Origin of the sequence: Thioalkalivibrio sp. ALMg9, assembly GCF_000380625.1 — a bacterium.
In the GTDB taxonomy this organism is placed as follows: Bacteria; Pseudomonadota; Gammaproteobacteria; order Ectothiorhodospirales; family Ectothiorhodospiraceae; genus Thioalkalivibrio; species Thioalkalivibrio versutus.
Genome location: NZ_AQYC01000009.1, coordinates 478916 through 494789 on the forward strand (window position 1 = coordinate 478916; position 15874 = coordinate 494789).

The following is a 15874-nucleotide window of genomic DNA, read 5'->3' on the forward strand; positions in this document are numbered from 1 at the left end:
GCTGTTCAGATTACCGGCCTAGAGCGCCTCAACCAGTGTAGGGCCATCGCAAACGACCCGAAAGGAGGATCAAGCGATGGCACAGAACCTACACCTTTCCGTTAAGCAGGTTGCCGAGCGTTTCGGCGTATCCGTGGCCACCATCTGGCGCTGGTCTCGCGACGGCGTTATTCCAGCCCCCATCCGCATCTCGACCGGCTGCACACGCTGGCGGGCAGCGGACCTGGAGGAGTGGGAAGCCGGGCGATTCGGGGGTGCGGCATGAGGGCCGCAAACAGAAACGCCCTGGCCGGGGGAGCGGCGCAGGGCGCGAAGGCGGAGCGCGAGGAAGCACTCAACCCCAAGCCTGCCACAAAGTGGCGCCGGGTTCTAGATGCCCTAGCCGACGGCCGGCGCCTCCATCGATTCCAAGCCGAGCGCCAACTCCACGACCACTGTCTTCACTCCACCGTCGCCGGCATCACCCGCAACACCGGCCTGCACATCGAGCGCCGCACGATCGAGGTGGCCGGATACATGGGCCTGCCCACCAGGGTGCGCGAATACTGGCTGAGCCCGGAGGAGCGTCGTCGGGCGCGCGCAATCCTGAGATGAACGCACAGGCCAAGTACGCATTCGCGGCATTGCCGCTGCGGGCCCTGGCCGACGAACGGATGACACGCTCCCACATTGCGGTGCTGGGAGTCGTGTCGCACTTCGATCGGTTCAACAAGAACGGCTCCGGCTGCTATGCCACACAGGTCAAGATCGGGCAGATGGCACACACGCGATCCGATCACGTTTCCCGCGTGATGAAGGATCTTGTGGCCTGGGGATATATCGAGGTCGACCAGCAAAAGGACCGTCGCCGGAAGCAATATCGGGTCGTTCATGACCCACTAAATACTTGTACCACAGCGCAAGTATCTAACGGCGGTACTTGTACCACAGCGCAAGGTGACCCCCCTTGGTACTTGTACGACAGCGCAAACAAAGATATTCCCCTAAGGGGTAAAGATATTCCCCAAAGGGGCGTCCCTTTCGGTACGGATGAAAATATCGCCCCAAAAGGGGCATCGATCGCAAGCGACCGACGGACGACGACCCTCGACGGACTGATCGAGCTGGCTGGCAGAAACGAGCTCAGCTTCGACATCTTCAAGGGCGTCTCCGTGGAAGAGCTGCAAGGGCTCGCAGCACAGATCGATCGCAATACCCGCAGCGGTGAAGTCTCCGAGGAGGAGGTGTGGATCGCACTGGCGCTTCGAGATGCCGGTGAGATCGTCGGCGACCGCATGGAGCTGGGTCACCTGGAACGCGTGTATGAGGACGCGGCCTTTGAGGTCCACGGCGAAGCCTGGGACTTCGAGCAGACCGCAGCCGATCTGCTGTCATAGTCGATAGTCTGCGTATTGACACACCAACATAGACGATAGACAATACCTATCAGAAGAGGGGGCACCATGAACCAAGACGAAGAACTCGAGCAGCAGCTCCAGCAGGGCACCGCCCCGATGTTCTCGAACGACGAGGCCGGCCGGCGTTACTTCCTGCGCCAGCCCCCGAAGTTCCCCGCGATCGAATCCTTCGCCCGATTCCAGGAAATGCACGACGCCATCGTCGAGGCCGCGACCCGGAAGATGAACGGCGCGGTGGAGGATCCCGACCTGACCACCCGCGATAAGGCCCTCGCTTCACAGATCGAAGCGATCAACCTCACCGGTTCCCTGAAGGCACTACAGGCCGCCGGAGACCCCCGGTGGACGATCCTCGACAAGCGCGTCGAGAACCTGAAGCGCGGGGCAGCGATCGCCATGGAGATCCTGAAACAACGCGGAGGGTGCAACGCATGAACCTGGCCGAACTGAAAGCCCAACTCGACTTCATGGTCGCCTACGCGATCGCCCTGCGGACCCGACACATGGAGGCCGCCCGATGAAAAGCCCGTTCCTGTTTTTCGCCCTGCGCCACATGGTGGACCTCAAGGCAGCGATCGCTGTACCGGGGATCACGGAGGACCAGATCCGCGAACGGTCCCAGCTGATCCTGAGCCGCAAACATGACCCTGACGCCGAGACGCAGGACATGCGCGGAGATATCGAGGCCTTGGTCCGCCGCATTGGCGAGGTGGAGGCCACGCTTGACGACACCGAGGCCGAGCGCCTGCGGGCCTCGATTGACGACATGATCGCGGACACGCGCGCCCGCAACGCCGAACCCCAAGAGCGGAAAATCCTGGAGCTGGACCGCCGCCTCGAGAACCTGGCAGCCGACATGTTCGAGGCTGACGAACGCGTCCGGCGCGCAGAGCAGAACCTTGCCAAGGCGAACGCCAAGGTCGAGCAGGCGGATCGTAGAAAAGAACAGGCCGTCGCGGCGCTGCCCACTGAAGATCAGCGCGCCTACTACGAAACGCAAAAGCTGCGGATCGACGCGGAGGCCGAGCAGGCCATGCTCGACGAGCTCAAGACCGCAACCAGCCCCGGAGGCCGATGAGATGCCGATCAAGACCCGCCGATTCGCCCCGAAGCAAACGGAAGCCCTGACCCCGCGCGGCCCCGCCAGCCAGTACCTGACCAAGAACCGGGGCCGGCCCAGTGACACCAAGCCCACCCCCGCCGCCGTCCAGCGCGTGCGAAGCCTGAAGGCCCGCACCGTGGCCCGCCGCTCGATCCTGAACCGATTGGCGCCGGACGTGCGCGCCGAGGATATCGACACCGCCGAGAGCTGGCTGAACCTCGAGGAAGTCGGCGTGGTGCTGGGGATGGACGAGAAACAGGTGGCCGCCCGGCACGCCCGAGGCGAACCGCCGAAGTTTGAGATGCGCCGGAACGACCAAGGGCAGACCGAGCTGCTGTGCAGCCTGGAGGCCCTGAGCATGTATCTGATCGACCAAGCGACGAGGTAGTCATGGCAGCGAAAGCAGATTTCAGTACCAAGCTGGGCAAGCTGAGCGAAGGCCGGCAGAAGCTCCAGAGCGAGATGCGCGAGGCGCACCAGGATCTACAGCGCCAGATCGCCGACCTTCGGGAGCAGCGCCAAACGCTTTCGAGCGCCAGTGCGACGAAGCCCGAGATTGTCGAAGTCGCCCGCAAGTCCGTAGAGGCGCAGGCCGAAGCGTTCGAGCGCCGCCAGCGTGAACACGGCCTTGGGCAGTTGCAGGCCCGGTCCGCCGCCATGATGCTGCGCCCGCCCAACACCGAGGGGTTGCAGGGTGCGGTCAATATGCAGCTCCGCGAGGCCGCGGTTCGTGGCCACCGGGAACGCCTGTTCATGTCCGTGTTCGGCGCGGAGAGCAACCCGAAGAACGGTGCCGAGATCAAGGCAGAAACGATGGCTCAGTTCGTCAGTTGGGCCTTCGGCGACCAGATCATCGACCGCGTGAAAGAGTTTGCCGATGGGCTGGAGGACGCGGCCGATGGTGACGTGCGCGAAGCCGAGCTGGCCCGCATCGAATCCGAGATCGAGCGTTTGCAAGGCGAGGCCGAACAGATCCGCCAGCAGGCGCAGCAAACTGGTTTGAGCCTGGAGGCCGCATGAGCGCGCAAAAGGTCCTCGACAAGATCGCGAACGAGATTGGGTTCCAGCCTGCGCACTCCCTGGCTCTGGCCCGTGCCGGCACGACGTTCTACGTCCCCCAAGACCCTCCCCCTCATCATTGGTTGCACGACCTGATGGACGCCAAGGCGGTCGAGGCGCTTTGCCGCAAATTCGGTGGCGACCGGATTCTGCTACCGCAACTCCGCGACCAGGCCGCCCACCGAATCCAAGTGGCGTTGCGGAATGGGTTGCAGGTGCGCCAGATCGCACTGATTACCGGAGTCAGCGAGCGGCGCGTCCACGCGATCAAAGCCGATCTGGTCGAGTCTGGACGGCTGCCGGGGGATGCGGCGTAGAGGGTAAGGGTTCCCTGGCGATATCCCTTGCACACGGGTGCGCAGAGGCGCCCGCGTCGACCAACTTCAGCAACTTAAACTTGATTGTGAATCAACACTATGAACTCACACGGCGGTAAACGACCGGGCGCAGGCCGGCCCAAAGGCTCGAACGTCAGCGATCACAGCGAGCGCTTCAACGCGGCTCGGGCTGACAAGGAACGCTCCCTGGCAGACCTGCGCCGGATGGAAGTCGACACGAATGCCGGGAAGCTGATACCGGCCGCCGAAGTCGAGGAAGCGATCGCGACGGCGTTTGCCCGGATCGCGCAGAAGCTCCATGGCATGCCCGATGACCTTGAGCGCCGTGGCCTGCTGACACCGGAACAGGCCGAACAGGCGGAGCGGATCATCCACGACACGATGGATGGGATCTCCGACCAGCTCGAAAAGCTCGGCCCCGAGAAGAGGTAACACGATGGCAGCGAAGCGGAGTACGGTTGAATTAATCTTTCAGGGCGTCGATCGAACCGGCGAGGCGACACAGGCCGCGCTCCGGAACGCGCAGTCGTTCACCGATTCCCTGGGCAACGTGACCGCCCCCGTCGCGGACTTCACCAAGAAGGCCGTGGCGTTCGAGGCGGCGCTCCTCGGTGCCGGTGCCGCCATCACCGCATTCTCGATCAAGGCCGCCGGAGACTTCGACTCGGCCTTCCGTGAAATCTCGACCCTGATCGACCAGCCCGTCGATGATCTCGGGGAGTTCCGCGACGCCATCCTCGACTACTCGCAGACCAGCACCCAACCGCTGGAGTCGATCACCAGTTCGATCTACAGCGCGATCTCGGCCGGCGTCGACTACGCAGACAGCATCCAGGCGGTTGCACAGGCTGAACAGCTTGCGGTGGCCGGCAAAGCGGATCTCAACGACTCCCTGACTGTGCTGGTCTCCAGCTTGAACGCCTACGGCCTCGAGATGGACGAGGCGGCCCGATTCAGCGATGCGCTGTTCACGGCGGTCGAGAAGGGGCAGACCACGCTGCCCGAACTCGGCAACACGCTGTCGCGGGTCACTGGCCTGGCGTCTACCGGCGGCGTCGAGTTCGAGGAGTTGCTGGCGGCGATCTCCGCGCTGACGGCAGCGGGCCGCCCCACCAACGAGGCGGTGACGCAGATTCAGCAGGCGCTGGCCAACATCATCAACCCGACCCAGCAAGCGCGGACGGTTGCCGAGGAGCTCGGGATCGAGTTCAACGCCGCGGCGCTGCGCTCTGAAGGGCTGGCCGGCATGCTGGACATGGTTGCCGAGGCCACGGGCGGCAGCGAAGACCAGATGGGCAAGCTGTTCGGCAGCACCAACGGCCTGTTGGCGGTGCTGGACCTGACGGGCAACGCATCCGGCCGGTTCGCGGAGTCCCTGGGGGCGATGGCCGACAACGCCGGCGCGACCGATGCGGCGTTCGAGAAGATGGCCGGCACCGTCGAACAACAGAATCAGCGCGTAGCGAATAGCCTGCGCGGCCTGGCCGTGGAGATCGGCGGCCCGTTGCTGGAGCAATACGGGGGCGTCACAGACGCACTGACGGCGGTTTTCCAATCCGTAGGGGGCAGCGTACGCGAAGGCCAGCTAGGCGACCTGGTAGGCGTTGTGGAGACCATCCTCGCGGATACCGAGTCCGTGTTCCGCAGCATGGCCGAGAACATGACCGAGGCGCTCGAGGAAGCCGACCTTTCGGGCTTCGAACAGGGCATCGAGGCGCTACGCGAGGCGGTGCGCAACCTGTTCAGCAACCAAGACCTGAGCACGGCGGATGGCCTGGCCGATGCGATGACCACGATCGCGCAAGCCTTCTCCGGTCTGAGCCAGTTCACCGCAGGCGTGATTGAGTCGTTCCAGTTCCTGTTCGACCTGTTGGTCAAGATCGGATCCGGCGCGGCCGAAGCCTCGACCGAGTGGGGCCGCCTGGCCGGCAACGTGGCCGGCGTAGTCACGCAGGTGGACTTGATGCTCCCCCTCGTCAACGCCCTGATTGCCCTGATGATCGGCAACCAGACACTGAACCTGGTGAAGGGCGCCACGCAGTCCGCAGCCGCGCTGGGTACGCTGAGCAAGGCCCTGGGCGCGGTTGGCGTGGCCGGGACGGCCGGCTATGGCATCGGGTCGTTCCTGAACGACAACGTGGTCGACCCGCTGGTCAACGCGGCCACGGAGAACGAGAACACGCTCGGCACCTGGATCTATGAAGTGATCCACGGCACCGAGGAATGGGAAGGCGCCACGCGCGACCTGAGCGCCGCCACACGCGACCTTGCTCACGACCTGGACGAAACCAACGCGGCGATGGAGGACACCGGCCGCGACTATGACCGCATCGTCAACGAAATGACCGAGGCGGATGACATGGCGCGGGAGTCCAAGCGTCTCCTGGCCGAAGCCTTCGCCGAACAGGGCCTCGAATGGGACGCCGCGACCGGGAAGATCGGGGAGGGCCAACGGGCCACCGAGGAAGCCACGGAGTCGCAAGAGCGGTGGACGCGCAGCATGGAGGATGGCGTCGCTACGTTCTCGCAGGTGGGCAAGGTGTTCCAAGGCGAGATGGAAGGCGCCAGCCGGGCGACGGAGGAAGTGGTCGAGCAATCCGACGAACTCAAGATCGCGCTGGAGGAGCTCGCCAGTAACGAGCGCATCAAGTACATGGAGTTCGAGGCGCAGATGAACGTGGCCGAGATCCAGGCTCAGGCGCAGGAAGTCGAGGCGGTGTTCGGGTCGATCAACAACACGATGGACAGCACGGCGGAGCTTCTCGGCGGCCTGTTCGGCGAGCTCACCGGGGCCAGCAGGTGGGACCAGGTGGACATCAAAAACCAGATCGACCGCGAGAATCAGATCCGTGAAGAGGCGCACGAACGGCAGATGCGAATGACCGATGCCCATATCGACGCGCTGAAGGAACGCACCAAGGCCCTGCAGCGCGGCGACTCCATGATCAAGGTGGACGGCGCCGGCCTGCAGCCGCACCTGGAGGCGTTCATGTGGGAAATCCTGCGGACCATTCAGGTGCGCGTGAACCAAGACGGACTCGATATGCTCCTCGGGACCTAACCAGGCCCCTCGGCCCGCCGGAGCCGCAATCCGGTGAACCCCGCCGACGAGAGCTTGCCAGTCCTCAGTCGGCGGGGTTTTTTTGTGCCTGCTACCGGAAGTACCGCCGCTCCTCGACTCCGATGGCGTCGCCCTCGTCCATCCAGCGGGCGACGTAGCGGCCTGAGGCCAAGCCATCTTCGAGCGCGTCGTGCGCCTGATCGCGGGTATCAAACGGCCCATCCACGATATCGCCAATCAGGCGCCGCCCATCGGGGAGGTCGCGATCCTGGACAACGTAGAAGGCGTTCCATACGGGGGTATTGGTTTCGGTCATTGGTCGTGCTCCTGTTATGGGTGAACAGGGTAGACCGGGGGAGCACTTTCGGGGAAGGTAGTCAGAAAGATAGACAGCGCCCGAAGGCGCTGCTAACTCACTGATTTTACTACTTGTTTGGTGGAGGCGGCGGGAATCGAACCCGCGTCCGCAGGACCTCCGCCTTCGGCTCTACATGCTTATTCTGTCTTTTAATTTAACCAGCGACTACCCGACAGGCAGGGAATGTAGCTGGCGATCCCGGTTGAGTTTTAATGGATCCACGCCGGGCGCGCTTCACCACGATCTTATGAGAGTCGACGCCCGATACTGGACGCATAAGCACGGCTCCAGTCGGACGGCATCTACCGGTTTTTAAGCGGCGAGTGCGTAGTTGTCGTCGTTGGCAACTATTTTTTTGCAGTGGTTTTAACGAGGTCCACTACAGCCTCGGCATGCACCTCAGGTTTCGCGACCCGCGTCGAAGCCATGTCGCCCCCAAGTACTACATGGACAGGGTAACGCATTGGGAGTTCCCCAACCAGCGCAATTGCTGTCACGTACCGGTCCCGCGCGGCAGGCGCCTCCGGTACAATGCGCGGCTTTCGGTACGTCCGGTTTCGAGGAAGCGTAATGCGGGTTGTGGAAGGGGGCGCGGCGGTCTCGCCGTTTCGGCTGCGGGCTCTGGAGGCAGGGCTGCGGGCAAGCGTACCGGGCGCCGGCCCGCTGGCGGCACGGTTCATCTATTTCGTGGCGACTCGCCGTCGGCTGAGTCCGGACGAGGAGGCGGTGCTGGCGCGCCTGCTGCGCGAGGGCGATGCCTGGGAGGCCCCCCAGTTTGCGGTGCAGCGCGAACTGGTGGTGATCCCGCGCTTTGGCACGATCAGCCCGTGGTCGTCCAAGGCCACCGAGATTGCCCACCATGCCGGGCTGGAGGACGCGGTCGAGCGGATCGAGCGCGGCATCCACTGGCAGATCGGGGGCGAAGCAGCGGCGAGGGCCGATTTGGAGGCGCTGGCCGACCTGCTCCATGATCGCATGACCGACGGGGTGATCGAGGATCCGGCGGCCGCGGCCCAACTCTTTCACCACGAGACGCCACGGTCGCTGGGGCGTGTGGAGCTCGGCGAGGATGCCCGCGCGGCGCTGGAGCGCGCGAATGGCGAGCTGGGCCTGGCGCTGTCCCCCGACGAGATCGATTACCTGGCCGATGGGTTCTCCGCGCTGGGGCGCGCGCCGACCGATGCCGAACTGATGATGTTCGCGCAGGCCAACTCGGAACACTGCCGGCACAAGATCTTCAATGCCGCCTGGGTGCTGGACGGCGAGGCCGACGAGCGCACGCTGTTCGGGATGATTCGCCAGACCCATGCGCGCCATCCCGAGGGCGTGCTGTCCGCCTATAGTGATAACGCATCGGTCATCGCCGGGCATGAAGGGACGCGCCTGATGCCGGATGCAATTACCGGCGAGTATCGTCGCGAGGCGCTGGATCTGGCGATCCTGATGAAGGTCGAGACGCATAACCATCCGACCGCGATCTCCCCGTTTCCCGGGGCTGCCACCGGCTCCGGTGGCGAGATCCGCGACGAGGGCGCGACGGGACAGGGGTCCAAGCCCAAGGCGGGGCTGACCGGGTTCTCCGTGTCCAACCTGCGCATTCCCGGCTTCGAACAGCCCTGGGAGCGGGATTTTGGCCGCCCTGGCCGCATCGAAAGCGCGCGCCAGATCATGCTGGATGGCCCGATCGGCGCGGCTGCCTTTAATAACGAGTTCGGACGGCCGGCGCTGGCTGGCTACTTCCGTACCCTGGAGATGGCACTGCCGGATGCCGCCGGTGGCGAGACCCTGTACGGCTATCACAAGCCGATCATGCTGGCCGGCGGGGTCGGGTCGATCCGCGGCGAGCACGTGCACAAGCAGGATGTGCCGGCCGGCACCCCGATCGTCGTGCTGGGTGGCCCGGCGATGCTGATCGGTCTGGGCGGCGGGGCGGCCTCGTCCATGGCGAGCGGGGCGAGTTCGGAGCAGCTGGACTTTGCCTCGGTGCAGCGCGGCAACCCCGAGATGGAGCGGCGCTGCCAGGAAGTGATCGACCGTTGTACGGCCCTGGGGGCCGGCAACCCCATCCTGTCGATCCACGACGTGGGTGCGGGCGGGTTGTCCAACGCCATTCCGGAGATCCTGGACGACGCCGGGCGCGGTGGGGTGATCCAGTTGCGCGACCTGCCGACGGCCGAGCCGGGTCTGTCGCCGATGGAGCTGTGGTGCAACGAGGCGCAGGAACGCTACGTGCTGGCAATTGCCCGCGAACATCTGGAGACCTTCCGTACCCTGGCGGCGCGTGAGCGCGCCCCGTTCGCGGTGGTGGGCGAGGCCACGGACGAGGGGCACCTGAAGGTCGAGGACGACCTGTTCCACGAGCCGCCGGTGGATATGCCCATGGGCATGTTGCTGGGCAAGATGCCGTTGATGACCCGCGAGGACCGCCGCCGGGCGCCGCCGGTGACGGACTTCGACCCCGAGGCCTGTCCGTTGGCGGAGGCGCTGGAGCGCGTGCTGCACATGCCTTCGGTCGCGGCCAAGCACTTCCTGATCACGATCGGGGATCGCAGCGTGGGAGGGCTGGTCGCGCGCGATCAGATGGTCGGTCCCTGGCAGGTGCCGGTGGCGGACTGCGCCGTCACGCTGACGGATTTCGATGGTTATACCGGCGAGGCGATGGCCATGGGCGAGCGCACGCCGCTCGCGATCCTGTCGGCGCCGGCCTCCGGGCGCATGGCGATCGGCGAGGTGGTGACCAACCTGGCCGGGGCCGATATCGGCGGCACGGATGCGATTCGCCTTTCGGCCAACTGGATGGCCGCCGCCGGGGTACCGGGCGAGGACGCCAACCTGTTCGACACCGTGCGCGCCATTGCCGAGGACCTGTGTCCGGCGCTGGGGATATCGATCCCGGTGGGCAAGGACTCGCTGTCCATGCGCACTGTGTGGGAGACCGAGGACGGGCAGGCGCGGCACATGCACGCGCCGGTATCGCTGATCGTGTCGGGCTTTGCCCGGGTCGCGGATGCCCGCCGGACCCTGACGCCGCAGCCGGATCCGGCTGCGGACGATCGGCTGTGGCTGATCGATCTGGGCGAGGGCCGCACGCGTATGGGGGGCTCGGCGCTGGCTCAGGGCTACGGGCATATCGGCGAGACCGCCCCGGACGTGGTGGATGCCGCCCGCCTGCGCGCCTTCTTCGATGCCATCGGCACCCTGCGCCGCAACGGCCTGTTGCGCGCCTACCATGACCGCTCCGACGGCGGACTGATCACGACCCTGCTGGAAATGGCCTTCGCCGGGCACTGTGGGCTCGATGTGGAGATCCCTGGCGGCCAGCCGGTAGCGGCCTGGCTGTTCAACGAGGAACTGGGTGCGGTGGTCCAGATGGCCGCGGGTGCCGAGTCCGCGCTGCGCGACGCCTTCGCGGAGGCCGGGCTGGAGGCGCACCTGCATCCGGTGGCGCGCCTGCGCGAGGACGAACAGATCGTCATCCGCCAGGACGGGCGGGATCTGTACACCGGTGACCGTGCCGGTCTGCAGCGTCAGTGGCAGGAGACCTCGGCGCGGATGCAGCGGCTGCGCGATGATCCGGAGTGTGCCGACGAGGAGCTCGCGCGGGTGGATGCCGATGGCGGTCTGCAGCCGCGGGTGAATTTCGATCCGGCCGAGGATGTGGCCGGCCCGATGATCGCGCGCGGCGAACGTCCGCGCATTGCGATCCTGCGCGAGCAGGGGGTCAACGGGCAGCTGGAGATGGCGGCGGCGTTCGAGCGCGCCGGGTTTGCCCCGGTGGACGTGCACATGACCGACCTGCTGGACGGGCGCCAGGACCTGGGTTCGATGCAGGGGATGGCGGTCTGCGGCGGGTTCTCCTACGGCGACGTGCTGGGTGCCGGTGGTGGCTGGGCGCAGACCATCCTGAATCATCCGGCCCTGCGGGATGCGTTCCAGGGCTTCTTCGAGCGCCCCGAGACCTTCACGCTGGGGGTCTGCAACGGCTGTCAGATGCTTTCGCATCTCGCGCCGCTGATCCCGGGAGCCGATCACTGGCCGCGCTTTGTGCGCAACCGTTCCGAGCAGTTCGAAGCGCGCCTGTCGCAGGTGCGCATCGAGCCGGGCCCGGCCGTGCTGCTCGACGGAATGGCCGGCTCGGTGCTGCCGGTCGTGGTCTCGCATGGCGAGGGACGCACCCGTTACGCTAATGGTGTGCCGGTCCATGATCAGGCCACCCTGCGCTACGTGGAGGCCGATGACACCCCGGCGACGGTTTATCCGGCCAATCCGAATGGCTCTGCCGGCGGGGCCACCGGCTTCGCCAGTGAGGATGGGCGCGCGCTGATCATGATGCCGCATCCGGAACGTGTGTTCCGCAGCGTGCAGCACAGCTGGCACCCGGCGGACTGGGGCGAGGAGGGCCCGTGGTTGCGGCTGTTCCGCAATGCCCGGGTGTTCGTCGGCTGAAGCCCGCCATGGTCTATAACGGAAACATTTGTTCCGGCGACGAGGGAGGCGGGAGCGCACATGGATGACGCCAGTCAGGACGAGTTTCTCGGAGATGACCTGCGTGTGACGACCGCGCTGATGATTGGTCCGTCGGTCCGGTCCGCCACCGATCCTGTGCTGGCGCAGCGCCTGATCGAGAGCCTGGACCTGTTCGACGACGCGCACCCGCGCGGAGCGATGCCGCACGAGGACGAGTCCTCGCCCGAGGTGCAGCGTCTGGAACACAAGCTGGATCTGTTGTTGCATCTGGTCGCGGAGTCACTCCACCCCGAGCGCCCGGATCCGGTGGAGGCGACGCTCAGTGGCCACGGGATTGTGCTGCCAGCGGGCACGTTGCCGGAGGATTGTGACCGCGTGGAGGTCTATCTCAGTCGCCTGTTGCCCCAGCCCTGCGTCCTGGGCGTCGAAAGTCCGACGACACGCGGAGGCCTGCAGATGACTCGCTGGACAGGGGTTGAAGGTCCCCTGGAAGAGGCGATTGGTCGCTGGATCTTCCGGTTGCATCGCCGCGAGGTCGCCGGGAAACGCCAGAAAGTTGACGGCAATCACAAATAAGCTCGATACTGCGAATTCGATCACACCATTGGATGCCGGCCCGGACTTTTCTCGGGTGGGCGCATCCGATCGCGGCAATCGGGGCACAGATGCGGGATCCGGGGGAACAACAACAGGCCATGCGCATTGCACTCAGCGGCGATGCGGGAGCCGCGGACGCAACACGTGCGATCCTGAACTGCCTTGGTTGCGAGGCCGAGACCCACTCCAACCCCACTGATCTGATGGACGGCACGCCCGCCGCAGCCGTGTGGCTTTGCGGACCTGCCGCCGAACTCTCCGCGCGCCTGCAGGAGCCGCGCGGGAATCTGGCACCGGTTGTCGTGCAACCGACTGACGGTGGCCAGGTGCAGGCCAACGGGGTGGATTGCATCGTCGAGCATCCGCTCTCGATTGGCCGGGTTTCTCAGGTCCTTCAGTGGCTGCGCTTCGGTCGCGAGCCGGGGTACGACGATATCCCCGGGCTGGTCGGGTCGCATCCGACCATGCAGGCGGTCAAGCGCCTGGTCGGGCAAGTGGCGCGGACCGATGCCACGGCGCTGATCCTGGGCGAGACCGGATCCGGCAAGGAGGTCGTGGCCCGCGCGATCCACAACGCCTCCGACCGCGCGGACAAGCCGTTCGTGGCAGTCAACTGCGGTGCCATCCCGGCGGATCTGCTGGAAAGCGAGCTGTTCGGCCACGAGAAGGGCGCTTTTACGGGCGCCTTCACCGCGCGCGCTGGCCGTTTTGAACTGGCCGAGGATGGCACGCTGTTTCTCGACGAGATCGGCGACATGCCGTTGCCGATGCAGGTGAAACTGCTACGCGTACTGCAGGAGCGGGTGTTCGAGCGGGTCGGCTCCAACAAGTCGATCCCGGCCCGCGCGCGAATCATCGCGGCCACCCACCGGAATCTGGATGATGCGGTGGCGGATGGCAGCTTCCGGCAGGATCTTTTCTTCCGCTTGAGTGTATTCCCGATCGAGCTGCCGCCACTGCGCGAACGCACCAGCGATATGCCGCTGCTGATCGCCGCTCTGGAAGACCGGCTGCGCGACCAGGGCATGGCCCCCGCCCACCTGACCCCTGCGGTGGTTGCCCACCTGGGGCAACTGGCGTGGCCGGGGAATATCCGCGAGCTGGCGAACCTCCTGGAGCAGCTTGCGATCATCTATCCGGATCTACCGGTGGACCTGGCGCAGCTGCCGCCACGGGTTCGTCCGGACGGAATCGAGGATCTGACCCTGCCGCCGACTACGCCGAATGGTTTCGAAGGCGGTTCCGCGGCGGGCGCCAACCTGCTCGCCGGTGGTCTGCCACCGGAGGGCGTCGATCTGCGCAGCTTCCTCAACGACCTGGAACGCGACATGATCACCCGTGCCCTGGACGAGACGGGACACGTGGTGGCGCGCGCCGCGCGGCGTCTGGGCATGCGGCGGACCACTCTGGTTGAGCGCATGCGCAAGTTCGGGCTGGGCAAGGCCTGAGAAGACGCGAATGCGGGCGTGAACGCGCCCGGAAATCGGTGTGCTCAAGTGGACGGAATCCCGTCACTCGCGGGAGCCGAGATGGGCGATCCCAGCGTCATAGGCTTGACGAATCCCGGTTCGATCCAGAAAAACCCTCTATAAACCAATCACCTGCATTGGTGGCGCGATGTTTGCTAGATCTTCCCCGAATCGATACGGGAAGAACTTCATGTCGCGAGCCACGATCCTGCTGGTGGATGCCGAACCCGAACTGCGAGAGGCCGTGGTCCAGGTGCTGGCCACGATCCCGCGGGTGCGTCTGCAGACGTGTACTGCCGGCGAGTTGGTGCAATCCCTGGAGGTATCCGCCCCGGCGGTCATTCTGCTGGCGCACCCTGCGGACCTGTCCCGGGATGCCCTGAGCCATGCCACGGCAGCGCTGGCGGCAGTCAGCCGCGACGCGAGCCAGGATCAGGAACTGGCCGCGATGCGACATGGGCTGGAGGCGCACTTCGCGCTCCCGCTTATGGCGGACGAGCTGGCCGGGTGGCTGCGTCCGCGGGTGCGACCGGAGCCGTCGCTCGAGGTCCCTGCATTGGTGACACGCAGTCCCGTGATGCGCGGCATCGATCGCTTCGTTACGCGCATTGCCGGCAGCACGGCAACCGTGTTCGTTACCGGTGAGTCGGGGGTGGGCAAGGAGGTTCTGGCGCGACAGCTGCACGCGCGCTCGCCGCGGCGACGGGGACCATTCGAAGCGATCAACTGCGCCGCACTGCCCGAGGCGATGCTCGAGGCGATGCTCTTCGGGCATGCCAAGGGCGCCTTTACCGGCGCGGTCGAGGCACGACCGGGCAAGTTTGTGCGGGCCGACGGCGGCACATTGCTGCTGGACGAAGTGACGGAGATCCCGGTGCATTTGCAGGCAAAGCTGCTGCGTGCGCTGCAGGAGCGCGAGGTCGAGCCCCTGGGCGGGCGGCGGCCGCAGCGCGTGGACGTGCGCGTGATCGCGACCTCCAATCGGGATTTGCACGCGGCCGTGGCCGAAGGGCATCTGCGCGAAGACCTGTACTACCGACTGAACGTCTTTCCCCTGTGCATCCCGCCACTGCGCGAGCGTGCGGAAGATATTGTGCCCTTGGGCGAGGCCTTGCTCCGACGCCTGAGTGGCGGCCAGCTCCAGACCCTGGATGACGGCGCACAACGACGGCTGCGCGAACACGACTGGCCGGGCAACGTGCGCGAACTGGCGAACGTGATGGAACGCGCGGTCACATTGCATGACAACGCGGATCCGCAGGTGAGTGCAGAGTCGGTTTGGCTGGATGCGGACATGGTGAATCCCTGGAGTACCGGGGCCGGCGAGGTGACCACCGGGGCGCAATCGAAGCCGGATGACGAGAACCCGACACCGATGCTGGAGCAGACCCTGCAGACGCAGGAGAGCCGGGTGATCATGAACGTCCTGCGCGAGTCTGGCGGGCGGCGCAAGGAGGCCGCCGACCGGCTGGGAATCAGCCCCAGAACATTGCGTTACAAGATTGCGCGTCTGCGCGAGCACGGCTTTGCGGTGCCCGCGTCGGGCTAGTGTGCAGTCGCCTGGCATATGGATTGCTTGAGAGTTTCTGTCGAACACGAAAATACGACGGGCCCGTCGTGGTCGGTCGGCCGGCGTAACAAGACGCCCCGGGGGTAGTGAGCATGAGCGAGATGCAAATCCAGAACGTCCTGCAGCAGATGCGTCAACTGACGCAAGCCAACGGCGTGGAAAACACGAATGCGGCCCAGCAGGCGCGCGAACCCCAGCGCGTCGGCGGCACGGACTTCCAGAACGTGCTGACGGAGTCGCTACGGGGTGTCAATCAGGTGCAGCAGCAGGCGACCGATCTGCAGACGCGCTTCGAGCTGGGCGACGACAACGTGAGCCTGCCGCAGGTGATGACCGCGATGAGCAAGTCGAGCATCGCCTTCGAGGCGACCAACCAGGTGCGCAACCGTCTGCTGACGGCGTATCAGGAAATCATGCGGATGCAGGTCTGATCGGCCGATCGGGCTGAAGGAGAGA

General features: G+C 65.6%; 15 protein-coding genes, 1 other RNA gene and 1 pseudogene. 15 read left to right on the forward strand and 2 right to left on the reverse strand.

All coding sequences use genetic code 11. The features are described from left to right. Positions 1–61: 61 nt before the first annotated feature. The 10 genes and pseudogenes from F792_RS0111335 to F792_RS0111385 form a co-directional block, all read left to right on the forward strand. Positions 62–265: pseudogene (locus F792_RS0111335) on the forward strand (helix-turn-helix transcriptional regulator); the annotation flags it as partial. Next, on the forward strand, positions 262–594 hold the full coding sequence (locus F792_RS0111340) for a hypothetical protein (protein ID WP_018169700.1): 333 nt from the start codon (positions 262–264) through the stop codon (positions 592–594). The pseudogene F792_RS0111335 and the gene F792_RS0111340, both read left to right, overlap by 4 nt. Further along, positions 591–1376 (forward strand): helix-turn-helix domain-containing protein, encoded by a 786-nt coding sequence (locus F792_RS0111345; protein ID WP_018169701.1) that lies wholly within the window; start codon positions 591–593, stop codon positions 1374–1376. The genes F792_RS0111340 and F792_RS0111345 overlap by 4 nt, the downstream gene beginning before the upstream one ends. Positions 1377–1442: 66 nt before the next feature. Continuing rightward, the gene (locus F792_RS0111350; RefSeq protein ID WP_018169702.1) at positions 1443–1832 is read left to right on the forward strand and encodes a hypothetical protein; all 390 of its coding nucleotides are present in this window, start codon (positions 1443–1445) and stop codon (positions 1830–1832) included. A gap of 82 nt (positions 1833–1914) precedes the next feature. Continuing rightward, positions 1915–2475 (forward strand): hypothetical protein, encoded by a 561-nt coding sequence (locus tag F792_RS0111360; RefSeq protein ID WP_018169704.1) that lies wholly within the window; start codon positions 1915–1917, stop codon positions 2473–2475. 1 nt (position 2476) lies between these two features. Beyond that, entirely contained in the window at positions 2477–2887 is a 411-nt protein-coding gene (locus tag F792_RS0111365) for a hypothetical protein (RefSeq protein ID WP_018169705.1), read from the forward strand. A 2-nt stretch (positions 2888–2889) separates the two neighbouring features. Then, complete coding sequence (locus F792_RS0111370; RefSeq protein WP_018169706.1) at positions 2890–3519, forward strand: hypothetical protein; 630 nt, start codon at positions 2890–2892, stop codon at positions 3517–3519. Next, a complete protein-coding gene (locus F792_RS0111375) occupies positions 3516–3875 on the forward strand; it encodes a hypothetical protein (protein WP_018169707.1) in 360 nt (119 codons plus the stop codon). Before F792_RS0111370 ends, F792_RS0111375 begins: the two co-directional genes overlap by 4 nt. 99 nt (positions 3876–3974) lie before the next feature. After that, the gene (locus F792_RS15025; protein WP_231362647.1) at positions 3975–4328 is read left to right on the forward strand and encodes a DUF1441 family protein; all 354 of its coding nucleotides are present in this window, start codon (positions 3975–3977) and stop codon (positions 4326–4328) included. A gap of 4 nt (positions 4329–4332) precedes the next feature. Next, on the forward strand, positions 4333–6957 hold the full coding sequence (locus tag F792_RS0111385) for a phage tail tape measure protein (protein ID WP_018169709.1): 2625 nt from the start codon (positions 4333–4335) through the stop codon (positions 6955–6957). A gap of 91 nt (positions 6958–7048) precedes the next feature. Here the strand turns inward: F792_RS0111385 and F792_RS0111390 are convergent, their stop codons facing one another. Beyond that, complete coding sequence (locus F792_RS0111390; RefSeq protein ID WP_018169710.1) at positions 7049–7273, reverse strand: hypothetical protein; 225 nt, start codon at positions 7271–7273, stop codon at positions 7049–7051. Between the two features lie 118 nt (positions 7274–7391). Beyond that, positions 7392–7752, reverse strand: a transfer-messenger RNA (tmRNA) gene (gene ssrA, locus F792_RS14715). Between the two features lie 133 nt (positions 7753–7885). Here ssrA and purL point away from each other — a divergent pair. The 5 genes from purL to fliE all read left to right on the forward strand — a co-directional run bounded on the left by purL (position 7886) and on the right by fliE (position 15849). Continuing rightward, positions 7886–11761, forward strand: coding sequence for a phosphoribosylformylglycinamidine synthase (gene purL / locus F792_RS0111395; protein ID WP_018169711.1), 3876 nt, complete (start codon positions 7886–7888; stop codon positions 11759–11761). A gap of 60 nt (positions 11762–11821) precedes the next feature. Then, the gene (locus F792_RS0111400) at positions 11822–12358 is read left to right on the forward strand and encodes a PilZ domain-containing protein (RefSeq protein ID WP_018169712.1); all 537 of its coding nucleotides are present in this window, start codon (positions 11822–11824) and stop codon (positions 12356–12358) included. 89 nt (positions 12359–12447) lie between these two features. Continuing rightward, complete coding sequence (locus F792_RS0111405) at positions 12448–13827, forward strand: sigma-54-dependent Fis family transcriptional regulator (RefSeq protein WP_026304832.1); 1380 nt, start codon at positions 12448–12450, stop codon at positions 13825–13827. Between the two features lie 211 nt (positions 13828–14038). Continuing rightward, positions 14039–15397 (forward strand): sigma-54-dependent Fis family transcriptional regulator, encoded by a 1359-nt coding sequence (locus F792_RS0111410; protein ID WP_018169714.1) that lies wholly within the window; start codon positions 14039–14041, stop codon positions 15395–15397. 113 nt (positions 15398–15510) lie between these two features. Then, positions 15511–15849 (forward strand): flagellar hook-basal body complex protein FliE, encoded by a 339-nt coding sequence (gene fliE / locus F792_RS0111415; protein WP_018650164.1) that lies wholly within the window; start codon positions 15511–15513, stop codon positions 15847–15849. Positions 15850–15874: the final 25 nt, after the last annotated feature.